Genomic DNA, 16,005 nt, shown 5'->3' with positions numbered 1-16,005 from the left:
CTCTACAATTTTTAGTGTGGAGCATGATGAACATGTGACATATCGCCTTCTAGCAGCATTTCTTTTTTTCCATCTTCTAATGTGACGACCGTTAAGCTCGTTCCATCTACAACAGGAAAATCCTTGATAGCATCCAGCGATTGCTTTTTACAAAGCACTTGCAAGACTTTTATGACCATGCCATGTGTAACCACTAAAACATTTCCGGAGGGATATGTTTTTTCTAAGTCACTTAAAACAGCTTCTAATCTTTCCTTTACATCATGCAAGTTCTCCCCTTCTTCATTTTGAAAAAGGCTCGGAGTATTCACATAACATTGAAACCGTTCAGGGTCATCTGCTTTAATTTCGTCTACTGTTTTTCCTTGCCAATTTCCGAGATGAATTTCCTTTAGCCGCACATCCGTCTTAAACGGTAAAGTGCGTTCCCCCATGATGAGTTTTGCTGTTTCTACCGTTCTTTCACTCGGGCTTGCTACGACTGCTTCAAAGTCTATCTCGGCCAGCCTTTCTCCTTGCAGCCGGGCATGGCGTACCCCCTCCTCCGTCAGTTTGGAATCGAGGTGGCCCTGAATTCTTTTTTCTTTATTCCATTCAGTCTGCCCATGTCTAATTACATATAATTTCAACACAGTGAACTCTCCCTAGAAATTAATTTTCTTTTGAATCTTCCTTGCGCTTGCCTTCTCTAAAAACCTTTGCACTGCGAACATACTCAACGTCCTTTACATTCAAACGGAAATTTATCACTCTAGCAAGAGCAAAGAAGTAATCTGATAGACGGTTTAAATACTGAAGACACACAATTGGTGCTGATGGATCTGCTTTCAGTAAACTAACGACAAGACGTTCTGCTCTTCGCGTCACCGTTCTAGCAATATGAATCGAAGCAGCTGCCGGTGAACCTCCAGGTAAAATAAATCTTTCCAGTTCAGGAGCTTCCTTAATAAACTCATCGATTTTACTCTCTAAATACGTAATACTATCTTCTGTCAGCTTTGCTTCTCTTTTCTTAGAAACACTTGCTAAGTCACCGCCGCAATCAAACAGTTCATGCTGTACCTTCTCAAGGTCATCAAGAATATCTTTAAAAAGCTTTTCATCGAGCTGTGTGATCGCTTGGCCAACAAAACAATTCACTTCATCAACGGTTCCATACGCCTCTACACGAATATCATCCTTATCGACTCTTCCCCCGATAATGCTCGTTTGCCCTTTATCACCAGTTCTTGTATAAATTCTCATCCTTTTTCCCCCTTAATGGTTTGATTGATTCCATACCAAATGATATCCACCTTATTGCAATGTGCTGCCAAATCCTGATAAGCCCAGCCAGTCAAATCCCGCCAGTTTCGGTTTTCTTTTTCGATTGGGACAATCCCCTTCGTCAAATCCGTTCCGATAATAACAAGCCTGCGGCCCTCGGCACTGCTTTCCCAGTCAAGCCATTTCAACACAATGCTTTTCCAGTAGTTCCTCGCTTCATTAATATCCATTTCTAAAGATAATTTTCTCAGCCACTCTTCCACACCTTCTAAAACAACACAAGAAGCGTTTAGTGGTGATAAATGTTCAATCAGCACTTCTCCTTGAAAAGCAGAAATCCACTTTGTCTCTCCGTAGGTTTTACTTACCCATTTTCTTTTTCCATTAAAGGCACCGCCTGTAACAAAGTGCAACGGTTTCCCCTCCTTAAGTCATCTCGTTGAAAGGTCAATTGATAGCCGCTGCCATGAGGCACGTTCCAGTCCCAAAAATCTTTTTTATCGTCCACAAAACGAGTTAACAAAGTGCGGATCACGCCGCCGTGTGTCGTAATGAACGGCTTTCTGGCATTTTGCTCCTCCATGAGTTTGAGAAGTTTGTTCCACCCTTTCTGAACCCGATTGGTAAACTGCAGAAATGATTCACCGTTAGGAATGGGGAGGGAAGTCCAGTCACTCATCCATTGCTGATACTCTTTCCATTCCTTCATTTCCTCATTGGTTTTCCCCTCAAAATCACCAAAACACATTTCCCTAAACTCTTGTAATGTTATTGGTTCTACTTTTGGAAAGAGCAAATTCATCGTTGCCAGACATCTCTGTAAATCACTTGAAACAAAGAGATCGTAAGACAAGGGGCTAAACTGATAAGCAGCAAGCGCCTTTTCAGCATCTTGGGTTAATGGAGAATCGTTCCATCCCAAAAAAGCCCTTCGCACATTGTCCTCTGTTACACCATGGCGGAATAATGTAATAACCACAGTATCATCCATAACAACACCTCAGTCCCCTCTACAGAGGCCCCGAGAACATCCCCGGTAATTCCTCCATACCATTTAATTGCCTTACGCCGTATTAACAGAAAACAGCCAAATCCCGCCAAAATCAAGATCATAAACGGGTATAATGCTTCACGAAAAAGGACGAAGCAGACAACCGCCATCCCCGCTGCATAGAAAGGATAAATCGATAGAGAGCGCGGCCCCGCTGCTGATTGAAATAACGCAGCCAATCCATCCTTTTTCGCTGATGGGACAGTTATAAGCACTAATCCCATAACCGTCTTACTAATCAAAGGGATTGAAAGAATTAACAGATAAGAGGCCGCTGTTAATGAAATCGTAATCTCATAGATAAATAAAAACCGGCATGATAGCAAAACAATAACAGATAGTACTCCAAACGCACCTGTTCTAGGGTCCTTCATGATGTCTAATCGCTTTTCTTTGTCCTGATAGGAAAAGTAAGCGTCACTGGCATCCATCCAACCGTCGAGATGGATCCCTCCTGTTACGATAATCGTCAATAGCCAAATCACAAACGCAATCGCTAATGGCGTTAAAGGTGTCCACTGAACAAGAAGATATAGAAAACTAATATAAATCAAACCTTGAAACAGACCAACTAGCGGAAATGACTTGATGCTGCTATTAAGATGCTCTTTATCCATCGGGAGAGCACTTTTAATGGGAATGGCTGTGAAGAATTGCAGATTAATTAAAAATCCCTTCAAAAATTTCATTTTTGATATTCCCATTCATACACAATCTCTTTCAGCTTTTCCCAATCAAGATGTTTTTTAAAGTTTTGAGCAAGTAGATCATATCTTTCTTCTTTCAAATCCTGCGCATATACTACATCTCTGATAGGCAGATTTTTTGACCTGCGAATGGAATTCAGCCACAGATTTCTCCACTCATCATTATGAAAAAGATGATGCATATACGTGCCGACAATCTTGCCGTCGCTGCGATAATAACCTTCTTCTCTACCATTCTCCAATTTTAGAAAAAACCCTTCCTTCTCAAGCATTTCTGTCTGCCCCAAATGTATTTCATATCCTTCAAGTTCACGTTTTCCTTTTAGCTCTGTGTTCGGATGATAGTATCCCTTCACTCTAATTGTATCCTTTTGCTCCATAAAGGTAGTTTCGGCAGGAATTAAATCTAAACCATCTATTCTCATGCCTGGTATACCGGTGTCTGAACCGGCACCATCGATAATGCTTTTTCCCAGCATTTGATAGCCGCCGCAAATGCCAACAACATACCCGCCATGATGAACATAATCTATCAAATACTCATCCAGTTTCATTTCCTTTATGTACTGCAGATCACTGATGGTGCTCTTCGTACCTGGGATAATTACTGCATCAGGCTTACCGAACTGAGAAGGATGCTTCACAAAACGAATCGACGCATCGTCTTCATAGAAAAACGGTTCAATGTCACTGTAATTCGAAATATAAGGCAAGTGAATTACAGCAATGTCAATGGGAGCTTCTCCCCTTTGTTTAATAGCATTTCCTATCGACAAAGAGTCTTCTCCATCAATCATATGATTTTCAACATGCGGCAGAACACCTAAAATCGGGACACCTGTTCTTTCCTCAAGCCACTTCATTCCATCTTGGAATAAACTCAAATCTCCTCTGAATTTATTAATTAAAATTCCTTTTACTCTTTTTCTTTCCTCTGGTGTAAATAACTCTAATGTCCCTACAATACTGGCAAAGACTCCACCTCTATCGATATCCGCCACTAAAACAACCGGCACATCAGCAAGTTCTGCTACTTTCATATTAACGAGCTCTTTATCCTTCAAGTTGATTTCAACCGGACTGCCTGCTCCTTCCATGACGACCACATCATACTCTTTTTCGAGATAAGCTAGTGCTGTTACAATCGTCTCGATCCCTTTTTCATAAAAAGAATCGCGGTAGCCTCTGCCCGATAGGGTTTTCACCCCTTTTCCAAGAAGTACAACTTCTGATTGCTGGTCGGAACGCGGCTTTAAAAGAATAGGGTTCATCCATACTGATGCCTCTGTTTTTGCCGCTTCTGCTTGAATGCCCTGAGCTCTGCCAATCTCTCTTCCATCAAAGGTAACATAGGAATTATTGGACATATTTTGAGATTTGAAAGGCGCTGTCTTTACCCCTTCATTTATAAATAGCCGGCATAGGGCTGTAACAATTAAGCTTTTCCCCACATCAGATGCCGTTCCTTGAATCATAATGCCCTTCACTCTTTATCCCCCTTCATCATCATCGGTACACCACATTCTACTAAATATGCCTGTTCAGCAAGATTCACTATATCCTGGTGCAGCTGTCCTATGATACGACTGTACTCCCATACCAACTCATTGCCTTGAGAAAAATCCTGAAGAACTTCATTGCTGACGATAATCAGCTGCTGACTTTGTGCTAACAAGCTAGTGATTCCTGTAAGGATCATATTATGTATTTCACGCAGAAAAACCCTATCCCATTTTTCTTCATTAAAAAATAGTTCATTATTTAATAAGGTGGTTAAACAGTCCAGCACAAGAATATCATTACTATTAAAACAGCCTGAGAGCTCTCCAATATCACGGGGCTGCTCCCATGTTGTCCATTCCACTTTACTCTGCTGCCTTTCCCGCTTATGCTTTTCAATCCGCTTCTTCATTTCAGGATCAGATGCTACCCCAGGGGCGAGATAATGAAGATTCCCGCCCGTTAAGGCTGCATTTTGAATGGCAAGATCCTCAGCAAAGCGGCTTTTCCCGCTTCTAACACCGCCTGTAATAAAGATCAATGAAGCTTTTTCCATTGAAGCAATGCCTCCATCAGTACATCATTCTCCTCATTACTTTTAATGGCAAACCTCAGCCACTTTCCTTCAAGCACAGGGAAGTTCATCGTATGCCTCGGTACCAATCCCTTTTTCAATAGGAATTCAAAAAGCTCGAACTGATTGTCCAACTCAGGATCACGTAATAAATAAAAATTAACTTGAGAGGGAGATACTTGATAGCCGCTGGCCATCAAAGCAGGAATGATCTTTTCACGTTCATTCCTGATATAATCTACACTCTTTCTTAAAAACACTTCATCCTTATAACATTCTTCACCTGCCATCATGGCCAATCCATTTACACTCCAGTGCGGCTGAAACGCAGTGATTTTTTCTAGCAAACTTGTGTTTCCTAAGGCGTATCCGAGTCTAATGCCAGGAATTCCAAACATTTTCGTCATCGAACGCAGGATTAACAGGTTGGAATATTCTTTTAATAAAGGAACCGTTTTTTCATAGTCTACTAAGAAATCATAAAATGCTTCATCAATAATCAAATATACATTGTGCTCGCGACAAACTTCCGCTAGTTTCCGAACCGTCGAAAGACGATAATAAACACCGGTAGGATTATTAGGATTGCATAAAAAAACAGCTTGCACATTCGATAATTTTTCAACCAATGAATCCATCGATAAATCCCAAGTATCTTCATTCACGAGGTGATAGGAAATCACACACCCATTCGACTGGCAGACTTGTTCATACTCGGAAAACGCTGGCTCCACAATCAACACCTGTTTGCCAGCCAGCAATCTGCCAACTAAGGCAATAAGTTCTGCACCACCGTTACCAAGGATCACATTTTGGGTGGATACTTCTTCTCTCTCTGCAATGATATTCCGTAGTTTCAAACCATAAGGATCTGGATATTGATTTATAACATCATAGAATTCCAGCCATTTCTCTTTTAAAAAAGCCGGAGGTCCTAATGGATTGATATTGGCACTAAAATCAATCAAGTTTTCTGGTTTCTTTATCCCCACTTGCTCATATAGATACTGGGGATTAGCTCCATGTGAAGGCCAATTCAACTAGTATTCCTCCCATCCATAACATCAATAAAAATAACAACACGGTTTTTGTTAAAATAGTATTCGCTTTCAAAATATGTTCTTTAGACAAAGGAATAAGAGGATCACCCATTTTGGCACGATTAGAGACTACCCCTTTGTAGTAATTAACACCGCCAAGCTGGACACCAAGAAGAGCTGCCACGGCCGCTTCTCCCCAGCCGCTGTTTGGGCTGGGATGCCGTTTTGCATCGCGCAGTAAAGTGCTCCAAGCCTGTTTTACACTTCCAGACTCTGGTCTGTTTCCGAGCAGCATCAAAAATCCTGTCAGCCGGCTTGGAATCAGGTTAACGAGATCATCCATTTTCGCAGAGGCCCAGCCAAAGTCTTGATATCTGTCATTCTTATAACCAACCATCGAATCACAAGTATTGATCGTCCGGTATACAAAGGCCAAAGGAGCTCCGCCAATCAGCCCCCAAAATAAAGGAGCTGTTACCCCATCACTTGTATTCTCTGCAACCGTTTCTACTGTTCCTCTGACAATTTCACCTTCATCAAGCTGGTCCGTATCCCTGCCGACAATGTAGGATAATCTCACTCTAGACTCCATCAAATCTCCATTCTTTAACGGTTCATAGACCGCCAGTGAATGCTCCTTTAAATTTCTTTGAGCAATGGTGGCCGAAACCAGCACAGATTCCACTACAATCCCAATTAGAAAATGAATTTGATAACTTGCCCATATGATAAAAGCAGTAATCATAAAAACAGCTGCTAACATGATTAGGAGCATGACGATGCCTTTCCCTTTTCGGTATGCTCCTTTGTTTAATACTTTTTCCAATCGTGATATTCCGGTTCCGATCCATTTAACGGGGTGAGGCAGGTGGGGAGGATCGCCAATAAGGATATCGATCAGAACGGCTAAGGTGATGGCAATTAAGTGTGCTAACATCAGCTTTTAAACCTTTTTCGGCTTTTTTGAACCGACTCTCTTGTACATTCGTATACCCCTTTGCTGATACTTTTTCCTAAAGGAGTAATTGAACCGGCAAACTCAAGCTTTTCCCCTTTTTGAGTAGAGGCAACTAGGATGCTGTCAGTAGAAGTACCCGTTGCAACCGTTCCCGTCACAGGATCCATTACTTGCTCATGCTCCATCACCTTCACCTTTGCTTCTGTAGCGATCATAATACTTTGAATAAAAGCCTCCTCTGTTAATTCCCCGTTTACAAAAATCCAAGTATTAATGGTACCTGGTACCAATTCAAACTTATGGCTGTCACTCATCGAAGCGTCTACGGCATTTCCAACTCCAGCCGTCACCACCACCAGCACAGAATATCCATCGTCTTCAATGAACCGATATGACACATCCTCCAAAATAACCGCTGTCATCATTCCCACTGTAGTGGAAGGATCAAATTGATGGTTTTTTAAGAAATCGAGCATATCACTGCGGAAGTCATCACAGTGGTAATCTTTATCGACATGACGATTGACAAAAGTTTGATGCCACCCAGTTCCTGCCCCTACTACCCCAGATGACATCGTCCTAAGCGGTAGCGGTGCTTGAAGCGCAATATGACTTTTAGTAAATTGCAACATAGAAGGATGGATATCAATCGAATGTACTTCTGTTGTGACAGGCATTTTCCATCCAGGCAGAAGCACCATTTGCGGCACCGGCTCTTTTGGATGGTATTGCCTCTCAACATCTGTACCAAAAACCTCTTTAATTTTTTCTTTTCTCAATACATCGTTTGGTACTTCATTAATATTGATGCTCCCATTATCAAGTAAGAGCAAGCGGTCACAATAAAGACTTGCAAGGTTCAAATCATGAAAAATCGATATAACCGTTAATCCTTTTTCCTTTGTCCATTGTTTGAGAAGATCCAAAAGCTCTTTTTGGTAGGAGAGGTCAAGGTGGTTTGTCGGCTCATCTAAAAGTAAAACCGCAGGCTCTTGCGCAAGTGCCTGCGCTAGAAATACCCGCTGACGTTCACCGCCTGAAAGTTCTTGAATAGGCTTTTTCTCAAAAGATGCAACACCCGTCTGAAACATCACTCTTTGAACGATTTCTTCATCTTCTTCGATCCACGATTGAAACCAGCCATTTTGATGTGCATACCGGCCGAGTGAAACCGTTTCCTTCACGGTATAGGAAAAGGCCTGTGAAGAATGCTGGGAAAGAACCGCAACCATCTTCGCCAATTCCTTTGTGCTATATTGAGATAGGGGGCTTTTATTTAGTAAGATGGAGCCTTCCTTTATAGGCAGGATTCCGCTTATCATCTTTAATAGTGTCGTTTTTCCGCTTCCATTTGGACCAAGTATTCCGAATAACTCACCTTCTCCAACTTGAAATGAGATATCTTTTAGAATGGGGTCCCCGGAATATCCACCTGTAAGCCGTTTACACTCAAGCATCTTATCCACTTCTTTCACTTCTTCTCTTCATTAAAATGACCGCAAAAACAGGAGCTCCAATTAAAGCTGTAATCACGCCTATTGGCAGTTCAACTGGAGAAATAATCGTCCTTGCGACCAAATCAGCCAGAATTAAAAAACCACTGCCTGTTAAAATCGATAGCGGCAGTAAATGAGTATGGTCTGGCCCCCAAATAAGTCTTGTTAAATGGGGAATGACAAGCCCAACAAACCCAATTGTTCCAGAAACTGCAACCGCTGCTCCCGTTAGTATGGAACCAGCCAATAAAACAATCATTTTTCTTTTAGCCACGTTTACACCTAAATGCTGGGCACGTTCCTCACCAAATGACATAGCATTTAACTCTTTCCCATTAAAAGCAAGAATCGCAGCACCAAGCACAAAAAATGGCAGGAAAATCTTTATATAATCCCATCCACGCATGGATACACTTCCAAGAAGCCAGCCAATGATTTGCCTCAATTCTTCTCCCGTTAACGCAATCATTAGCGAAATGACAGCACCCAGGAATGAACTAAAGATAATTCCGGTTAAAATAATCGTTTCCACCCTCATGGATCGATCAATTTTCCGGGCGAACGCAAGAACAATCATAATGGTGATAAATGCACAAAAAACGCTTAGGAGCGGCAATGTAAAAGAACCAATAAAAGGGATCGATATATGAAAAAACAGCGTCATCACTGCACCTACAGAAGCACCTGATGATACTCCCAATGTATAGGGATCTGCTAATGGATTCCGCAAAAGCCCTTGAAAGGCCGCTCCGGCTATTGCAAGAGCGGCACCAACAAGTCCAGCCAAGATTACCCGCGGCAATCTAATACTGATTACAATCGTTTCATGCATGGCATCCATTTCACCAATGGATAAAAACGGAAAAAGGTTAGAACCGATAATGTGAATGATACTTAACACTGGAACAGAAACCGTTCCGATTGAAATTCCTAAAAGAATCGTCACAATTAAAAAACAGACTGCCAGCGCATAGGCAATGAATTTATTTTTAGTTAAAAACTTCTGGATAAACTGCCTTGGCAACTTCCTCTACCCCTTCAGCAAGCCTTGGGCCTGAACGAGCTATATGATCTGAAACGACATCATATACTTGTTTGTTTTTAACAGCGTTAACATCCTGCCATCCATCTCGCTTTAGGACAAGTTCTACCGGATTCTCTGTATAGTGGCCGTATGTCGTAATAATAATGTCCGGATTTCTTTCTATCATCGTTTCTTCATTTATCTTTGGCCAGCCCTCAAGATCTCCTACGGCATTTTCAGCATTAATTATTGTTAAAATCTCATCCATAAATGTGTTGCTTCCTGCAACATAAATATCCGGAGCAGGCATAATTTCGAAAACAACTGATTTCTTTTCCGTTATTTCCGCAGCTTTCGTTCTAACATTTTCAACTCTTTCTTTCATAGTCGTTACGATTTCTTCTGCTTCTTCCGGCTTACCTGTAGCTTTCCCAATCATATAAATAGAATCGTACACGGTCTCAAAGTTTACTGCCTCATTGACCACGAGGACCGTAATGCCTGCATCTCTTAATTGCTGAAGCCCTGCTTCTGAGCTATGTAATGCAGACTCATGTGCTAGTACAAGATCAGGCTGTAACGAAATGATTTTTTCAATATTCATGTCCATTCCGCCGATTTTCTCTTTTTCTGCGGTTTCTTCCGGATAATTATCATGATCAGAAACACCTACGATTTCATCACCTAATCCTAGGGCAAAAGCTATTTCTGTATTACTTGGAACAAGTGAGACGATTCTTTCAGGTTCTGCCTCAATCGTAACCTCTTGATCATTTGCATCCTTAATCGTTACTGGAAATGCTGTCTCTTCTGTTTGATCAGCTTTTTCCTCCTTTTGTTCACCTGTTTGTTCGTCCTGGACCGGCGTTTCTCCCCCGCCACAGCCAGATAGGACCACGGCAGTTAGTAAAAACAAGATTAAAAACGAAAACCATTTTTTCTTCATTTAAATTCCTCCTCAATTATGTAAAAACTTCATGAAGCAATAAAAAACATCCCCACATAAAGTATGGAGATGTTGGTTTAATCACAATAGTATGCAATTAGGCATAAAGCCTGCCAAGCACCTCTCCTATCCTCGTAGGTTATCGGGTGAACGTATATGAGGCAGGTCTCCTGGCTTATGGTCATCGCATCGCTTGTACCTTCCCGTTTTTCAACAGTGGTTACTTTCAGCATGCTCCCAAATTACAGTGGCGGGACCGCGTTGGATTTTCACCAACTTCCCTATTAAGTCTTAAAAAAGACACCTTATACTTATAAATTTTATGAAGTTTTAGTTAACTTTGATTATACACTAAAATTCTTTTAAAAAAATAAAGTTTTTACAATAAGGTGCAAAATTCGCCATAACTACTGAAGATCATTTTATATTGAATAGATTTTCCACTCTTTTGTCTTCTTATCAAATACTAGTTTTGCGTCTGCCTTATCCTGCCCTACTTTTTCATATTCCTCGTACATATCATCCATATTGCTGAAATCTCCGATAACCCAGATTGGAATCTCCACCCTAAGCCTGCTTTGTGCAGCATCTTTGACTGAAATTAAAATCCCTTCCTTCATCATCGTCTTTATATTTAACAGAATATCAATCGGGATATTAGGAAAGGTTCGTCTTTTTTTAATACCTAACAGATTTTTTTCCAGCTTTTTATCGGTTAATTTCTCTGATAAAGCACCCCCGAGCATACGGTAAAAATCCTTCATATTTCGGTAATATACTTTATTCCACCAGCCGTCATCATGAGCTAAGTAGACAAAACGATTTCTTAACTTTTGATAAAAAGGAGTCTTTAAATGTTCCTTTCTGTGACCTAAATAAAGAAGCTCTGCCAGTTCTTGATTGGTTAATTCATCAAGACCTTCCACTTCTTCAAAGTCAATCCAGCAAAAATCACCATATGTATCGACATTTTCCTTCGCCAGCTTTCCTATTCTTTCATTTGGGACGTACTCCAACAGAGTATGCATGTTAAAATCGCCGTCATCAAACTGGTGTTTTAATAACAGCACCTGATTCATCAGACCAGAAAGTGATTGGGCAAACTCTGAAAATTCAATTCCACATGTTAGAACATACTGATTGCTTTCATTCAAGTGAACATATACAAGGTTCCGCATATTACTGTTGCTCTTTTTCACTACCATCACCTCCGAGCCGTTATAAGCTATATAAAAGAAACAGCTTCTTCGGAAACTGTTTCTCGCATTCCATATCTAATTCTTATATTAACAAAATTCTTCAACAAAATCTTATTCCCCACGAAAATGTAAACAAATTTTAACGGTTGTAAATCGAAACTATCTTCCCATTTTAAACGTCTATTATTATGGTGTTTTAATATAATTAAGTAGAAGAAAAGATATCTAGTTTGATTGTAAGCCAATTTCTTCTTTGATAGGATAAAGAAAGCCCTTCCACCAATGAAATTCTTCATTCAAAAAAAAGAGATAATAAGAGAATAGGTGTTCATCCATGGGAAAAAAGCAAATAGTAGCGGAAAAATTTGATTGGACTTTATGTTTTATTTTATTTTTGTTTTTTCTAATTAGTTGCAGTGCTATTTACAGTGCCCAAACAACTGAGCAATATAATGAAAATTACTTTCTGCGCCAGATTCTTTATTACTTTATCGGATCCGTCATCGTTGCATTTGTTATGCTATTTGATAGCTATCAATACCGTAAATTAAGCTGGTATTTATATGGATTCGGAATCCTCCTGCTAGCCGCATTAATTGTTGCACCTGAATCTATTGCACCCATTCGAAATGGGGCAAAGAGCTGGTTCGTTCTTCCAGGTATTGGTTCCATCCAGCCATCCGAGTTTATGAAGGTTTTTTTAATCATACTGCTCAGTAAGCTCATCTGTGATCACCAAGAGAAAAACACAGCAAAAACCATACATACTGATTTTTACTTATTCTTAAAGCTCCTCGTTGTCACCCTTGTACCTCTCGGTCTGATTGTTGTACAGGATTTAGGAACGGCGTTAGTGATTATAGCTATTTTTATTGGCATGCTCCTAGTGTCCGGAATCACTTGGAAGCTAATGCTGCCTGTTTTTGCTTTAGGCACAACCTTTGCTGGAACCATTCTTTACTTTGTCATATGGGCTCCGGAAATTCTTGAGAAGTACTTAGGAGTAGAAACTTACCAGTTTAATCGTATTTATTCCTGGCTTGATCCGGAAAGCTTCCAAAGCGGGGCCGGTTATCATTTGTATAAATCCCTGCAGGCAATTGGATCCGGGTTATTAACAGGGAGAGGTTTTGGTGAACGTGTCGTCTACATTCCCGAAAGCCATACCGACTTTATTTTTAGTGTAATTGGAGAAGAATATGGTTTTGCTGGAGCCAGCTTTGTCATCGGGTTATTCTTTATTTTAATCTACCATTTAACAAAGACAGCCTTAGACACAGGAGACCCATTCAACTCGTATATTTGTGTGGGCATCATCAGTATGATTACATTCCATGTTTTCCAAAATGTCGGAATGACGATTCAAATACTTCCAATTACCGGAATTCCCCTGCCTTTTATCAGCTATGGTGGAAGTTCATTGATGGGCAATATGTTTGCCATGGGCCTTATTTTTAGCATGAGGTATCATCATAAGACATATATGTTTGGTTCGGAGCCAAAGTAACACCGCACTAAAGCACAGTAAACCCCTAAGTTTGAATCTTAGGGGTTGTTTTATTTATAATAATTATTAATAAAAAATAATTATAATTTAATATTGATTTTTATTTAATCTTTGTTATAATTAAATCATAGACATACAGAGGAGGAATTTTATTATGAAATTACAAACAGAATTGAACGTACAAATCTCAAACTGGAATATTCTTTATACGAAGCTTCACCGCTTTCACTGGTATGTAAAAGGACCTTTATTCTTTACCCTTCATGAAAAATTTGAAGAGTTATATAACGAAGCCGGACTTGTCGTTGATGAGCTTGCTGAACGTTTGCTGGCAATCGGCGGTGAACCAGTAGCAACAATGAAAGAATACTTAGAAACTGCTACATTAACTGAAACAAATAATGAAACGAAAGCTAGTGAAATGGTTGCTGCACTTGTGACAGATTACAAAGCCATCAAGGAACAACTTGTCCAATTAGCAGAACTTGCTGAAGAAAATAATGATGTTATTACAAATGACCTTGCTGTTGGCCTTATTGAAAAAATCGATACACATGTATGGATGTTAACAGCCTACTTAGGAGAATAAACGAACCAATAAAAAAAGTCAGTGACTATTATCACTGGCTTTTTTATTAAGCCCTTCCTTCATTCTTTCCTACCCTATTGAGCATTTTCTTAAACCACGCCGTGCCAAAACTTAGAAATGCATGTAGATATAGGTTCAAACCGGGAATGATAAAGCTATGTTTCACGACTCTTTTCTTATAAAGCACCCAATCCATTCCAGCAGCTACTAGGATGGACAGCATTAACCCGAAATACCCCTTTCTCCATACACACCAAGTAGAGATAGCCGAATGACCAATCGCGTATAGAGGAGCAATCTTAAAATGCTCTTTTAATGAATGATACCTCCCTCTTCCAAATCGTAATTGGCGGGTCAACACCAATACAAATAACAGATTTGTTACTATTACTAAATTTGCAAGCCAATGGGACATCATCTTAATAAGACTCGACCCTTCCTTTAGCAATTCATACCATTTATCACTTATATAGAAATAAATTGGAAGTAATGATGATGTTAGAAAGGGACTCCACCAGTTGGTTCTGTAGACCTTTATTTTTACAAAAAGTTGTTCAATAATGTGAAAATAGAAAATAAAAGCTGCCTTCCCTCTCCACTTGAGACGAAAAGCTGAAATGAAAACGGCTGTAAAAGGGATAAATATTGCTTGGGATAAAATTGCACCGAAGATGTTATTAAAGTAGGGTTCATTAAAAACTTTTATTTTGTATCGGTAAGCTTGTAATAGATTAAGAATTATATACTCGAATACATAAGCAAGCCCTATGTTTGAGAACAATAAACTTATCAGTGTTCTTTTGTTTTTGTTTTTTATGAGGGTGTACAGCAGCAGAAATAAATGGGTAACCGTCAATATCACGAACGGGAAAATATTTCTCTTTTTGCGTTTCATTACATCCCTCACTCCTATGTTCATCCATATTGCTTAGCTTTTGAACAATGAAGCTAAAATATGCAAAAAGAATCACATAGTGATGAGGATAATATGCTAAAATATATGTATCATCTTTATGCTATTCACTTATTTTAAAGCGGAAGGAAAACTGTAAAATCAATGGAAAACATAAGTCATTTTTTTCAGAAAAACGGTGTAAAAAGAATCGTTATATTTGCCATAATTGTCCTAGCTTTAATCACTTTAAAAAGTATGATCAATGTTATTTTACTCACGTTTATCTTTTCGTTTTTAATGGACAGGCTAGTTGGACTTATAACCAGAAAAGTCACAATAAACAGGAATTTCACCGTATTATTCTCATACCTGACGATTATCGGGTTGTTATCATATGGAATTGCCAAGTACCTGCCGGTTATCTTATCGGAGATTACGCAGTTAATCGAACAACTTCAGGCATTTTATCTCAAACCACATGATAATGTATTTTTCAATTACTTAGTCAGAATGGTTGAAGAGAAGGGGTTAACAGATTATATTGAACAAAGCGTCAATTTTCTTTTTAAATCCTTTACGGACATTAGTACGATTGGTGTACAAGTCTTTATATCACTTATCTTGTCCCTATTCTTTTTATTAGAGAAACCAAGATTAATAGATTTCACAAAAAAGTTTAAATATAGCAAAGTGGCTGCGTTTTACAATGAAATTGAGTTCTTTGGAAGAAAGTTTGTTTTAACCTTTGGGAAGGTACTTGAAGCACAATTTATGATTGCTATTGTCAACTGCGCACTTACGACTCTAGCGTTATGGATTATGGATTTCCCACATTTATTGGGATTATCTCTTATGGTCTTTTTACTCGGACTTATCCCTGTTGCTGGAGTGATTATCTCCCTTTTTCCACTTTGTTTAATCGCATATACAGTCGGTGGATTCGTCTATATTATCTATATTCTCATTGTTATCATGGTGATCCATGCGATCGAAGCCTATATATTAAATCCAAAACTGATGTCATCCAAAACAAATCTGCCAGTTTTCTACACGTTCATTGTTTTGATTTTCGGAGAGCACTTTTTTGGAGTTTGGGGATTAATCGTAGGGATCCCAGTATTCGTTTTCCTCCTTGATATACTTGGAGTTAAAAGTGTTGGTGTAAATGAAGAGATGTCTCAGAAAGATTAGGCTTCTGAGACTTTTTTCTTTCATCTGAAATTAAATTACTCTTGTAAGCAAATACTGGGAAT

General features: G+C 39.4%; 17 protein-coding genes and 1 riboswitch. Of the genes, 3 read left to right on the top strand and 14 right to left on the bottom strand.

Translation table 11 applies throughout. From position 1 onward, the window contains the following. Positions 1-11: 11 nt before the first annotated feature. The 13 genes from CZ487_RS01715 to CZ487_RS01655 all read right to left on the bottom strand — a co-directional run bounded on the left by CZ487_RS01715 (position 12) and on the right by CZ487_RS01655 (position 11,767). A complete protein-coding gene (locus CZ487_RS01715; protein ID WP_077210575.1) occupies positions 12-632 on the bottom strand; it encodes a histidine phosphatase family protein in 621 nt (206 codons plus the stop codon). Between the two features lie 19 nt (positions 633-651). Then, entirely contained in the window at positions 652-1,245 is a 594-nt protein-coding gene (locus tag CZ487_RS01710; protein WP_077210574.1) for a cob(I)yrinic acid a,c-diamide adenosyltransferase, read from the bottom strand. Continuing rightward, entirely contained in the window at positions 1,242-1,679 is a 438-nt protein-coding gene (locus CZ487_RS01705; protein ID WP_077210573.1) for a bifunctional adenosylcobinamide kinase/adenosylcobinamide-phosphate guanylyltransferase, read from the bottom strand. The genes CZ487_RS01710 and CZ487_RS01705 overlap by 4 nt, the downstream gene beginning before the upstream one ends. Beyond that, positions 1,631-2,257, bottom strand: coding sequence for a histidine phosphatase family protein (locus tag CZ487_RS01700; protein WP_077210572.1), 627 nt, complete (start codon positions 2,255-2,257; stop codon positions 1,631-1,633). Before CZ487_RS01700 ends, CZ487_RS01705 begins: the two co-directional genes overlap by 49 nt. Continuing rightward, the gene (cobS, locus tag CZ487_RS01695; RefSeq protein ID WP_077211821.1) at positions 2,215-3,006 is read right to left on the bottom strand and encodes an adenosylcobinamide-GDP ribazoletransferase; all 792 of its coding nucleotides are present in this window, start codon (positions 3,004-3,006) and stop codon (positions 2,215-2,217) included. The genes CZ487_RS01700 and cobS overlap by 43 nt, the downstream gene beginning before the upstream one ends. Further along, positions 3,003-4,511, bottom strand: a complete 1,509-nt coding sequence (locus CZ487_RS01690) for a cobyric acid synthase (RefSeq protein WP_077210571.1) — start codon at positions 4,509-4,511, stop codon at positions 3,003-3,005. The genes cobS and CZ487_RS01690 overlap by 4 nt, the downstream gene beginning before the upstream one ends. Further along, entirely contained in the window at positions 4,508-5,080 is a 573-nt protein-coding gene (locus tag CZ487_RS01685; protein ID WP_077210570.1) for a bifunctional adenosylcobinamide kinase/adenosylcobinamide-phosphate guanylyltransferase, read from the bottom strand. The genes CZ487_RS01690 and CZ487_RS01685 overlap by 4 nt, the downstream gene beginning before the upstream one ends. Continuing rightward, positions 5,062-6,138 (bottom strand): threonine-phosphate decarboxylase CobD, encoded by a 1,077-nt coding sequence (gene cobD / locus CZ487_RS01680; protein ID WP_077210569.1) that lies wholly within the window; start codon positions 6,136-6,138, stop codon positions 5,062-5,064. The genes CZ487_RS01685 and cobD overlap by 19 nt, the downstream gene beginning before the upstream one ends. Then, the gene (gene cbiB / locus CZ487_RS01675) at positions 6,113-7,078 is read right to left on the bottom strand and encodes an adenosylcobinamide-phosphate synthase CbiB (protein WP_077210568.1); all 966 of its coding nucleotides are present in this window, start codon (positions 7,076-7,078) and stop codon (positions 6,113-6,115) included. Before cbiB ends, cobD begins: the two co-directional genes overlap by 26 nt. Beyond that, a complete protein-coding gene (locus tag CZ487_RS01670; RefSeq protein ID WP_077211820.1) occupies positions 7,075-8,553 on the bottom strand; it encodes an adenosylcobinamide amidohydrolase in 1,479 nt (492 codons plus the stop codon). The genes cbiB and CZ487_RS01670 overlap by 4 nt, the downstream gene beginning before the upstream one ends. Position 8,554: 1 nt before the next feature. Then, positions 8,555-9,616 (bottom strand): FecCD family ABC transporter permease, encoded by a 1,062-nt coding sequence (locus CZ487_RS01665; protein WP_077210567.1) that lies wholly within the window; start codon positions 9,614-9,616, stop codon positions 8,555-8,557. Continuing rightward, positions 9,582-10,562, bottom strand: coding sequence for an ABC transporter substrate-binding protein (locus CZ487_RS01660; RefSeq protein ID WP_077210566.1), 981 nt, complete (start codon positions 10,560-10,562; stop codon positions 9,582-9,584). Before CZ487_RS01660 ends, CZ487_RS01665 begins: the two co-directional genes overlap by 35 nt. A gap of 143 nt (positions 10,563-10,705) precedes the next feature. Continuing rightward, a riboswitch (cobalamin riboswitch) is annotated at positions 10,706-10,885 on the bottom strand. Between the two features lie 99 nt (positions 10,886-10,984). Then, positions 10,985-11,767, bottom strand: coding sequence for a hypothetical protein (locus tag CZ487_RS01655; protein WP_337189721.1), 783 nt, complete (start codon positions 11,765-11,767; stop codon positions 10,985-10,987). Positions 11,768-12,095: 328 nt separating this feature from the next. Here CZ487_RS01655 and CZ487_RS01645 point away from each other — a divergent pair, with 328 nt between their 5' ends. Together CZ487_RS01645 and CZ487_RS01640 are read left to right on the top strand one after the other, a co-directional pair. Beyond that, positions 12,096-13,268 (top strand): FtsW/RodA/SpoVE family cell cycle protein, encoded by a 1,173-nt coding sequence (locus tag CZ487_RS01645; RefSeq protein WP_077210563.1) that lies wholly within the window; start codon positions 12,096-12,098, stop codon positions 13,266-13,268. Positions 13,269-13,422: 154 nt separating this feature from the next. Then, entirely contained in the window at positions 13,423-13,857 is a 435-nt protein-coding gene (locus tag CZ487_RS01640; protein ID WP_077210562.1) for a Dps family protein, read from the top strand. Between the two features lie 46 nt (positions 13,858-13,903). On the opposite strand, the gene CZ487_RS01635 is transcribed toward CZ487_RS01640, so the two are convergent. Then, positions 13,904-14,752 carry a hypothetical protein gene (locus CZ487_RS01635; RefSeq protein WP_077210561.1) on the bottom strand — a complete coding sequence of 283 codons (849 nt, stop codon included), beginning with the start codon at positions 14,750-14,752 and terminating at the stop codon, positions 13,904-13,906. A 162-nt stretch (positions 14,753-14,914) separates the two neighbouring features. Here CZ487_RS01635 and CZ487_RS01630 point away from each other — a divergent pair, with 162 nt between their 5' ends. After that, positions 14,915-15,943 carry an AI-2E family transporter gene (locus CZ487_RS01630; RefSeq protein ID WP_077210560.1) on the top strand — a complete coding sequence of 343 codons (1,029 nt, stop codon included), beginning with the start codon at positions 14,915-14,917 and terminating at the stop codon, positions 15,941-15,943. Positions 15,944-16,005 lie beyond the last annotated feature (62 nt).

The sequence above is a fragment of the Robertmurraya dakarensis genome, from assembly GCF_900156875.1.
In the GTDB taxonomy this organism is placed as follows: domain Bacteria; phylum Bacillota; class Bacilli; order Bacillales; family Cytobacillaceae; genus Robertmurraya; species Robertmurraya dakarensis.
The sequence above is the reverse complement of the archived record's forward strand: the minus strand, read 5'-3'. Positions and strand labels throughout refer to the sequence as shown.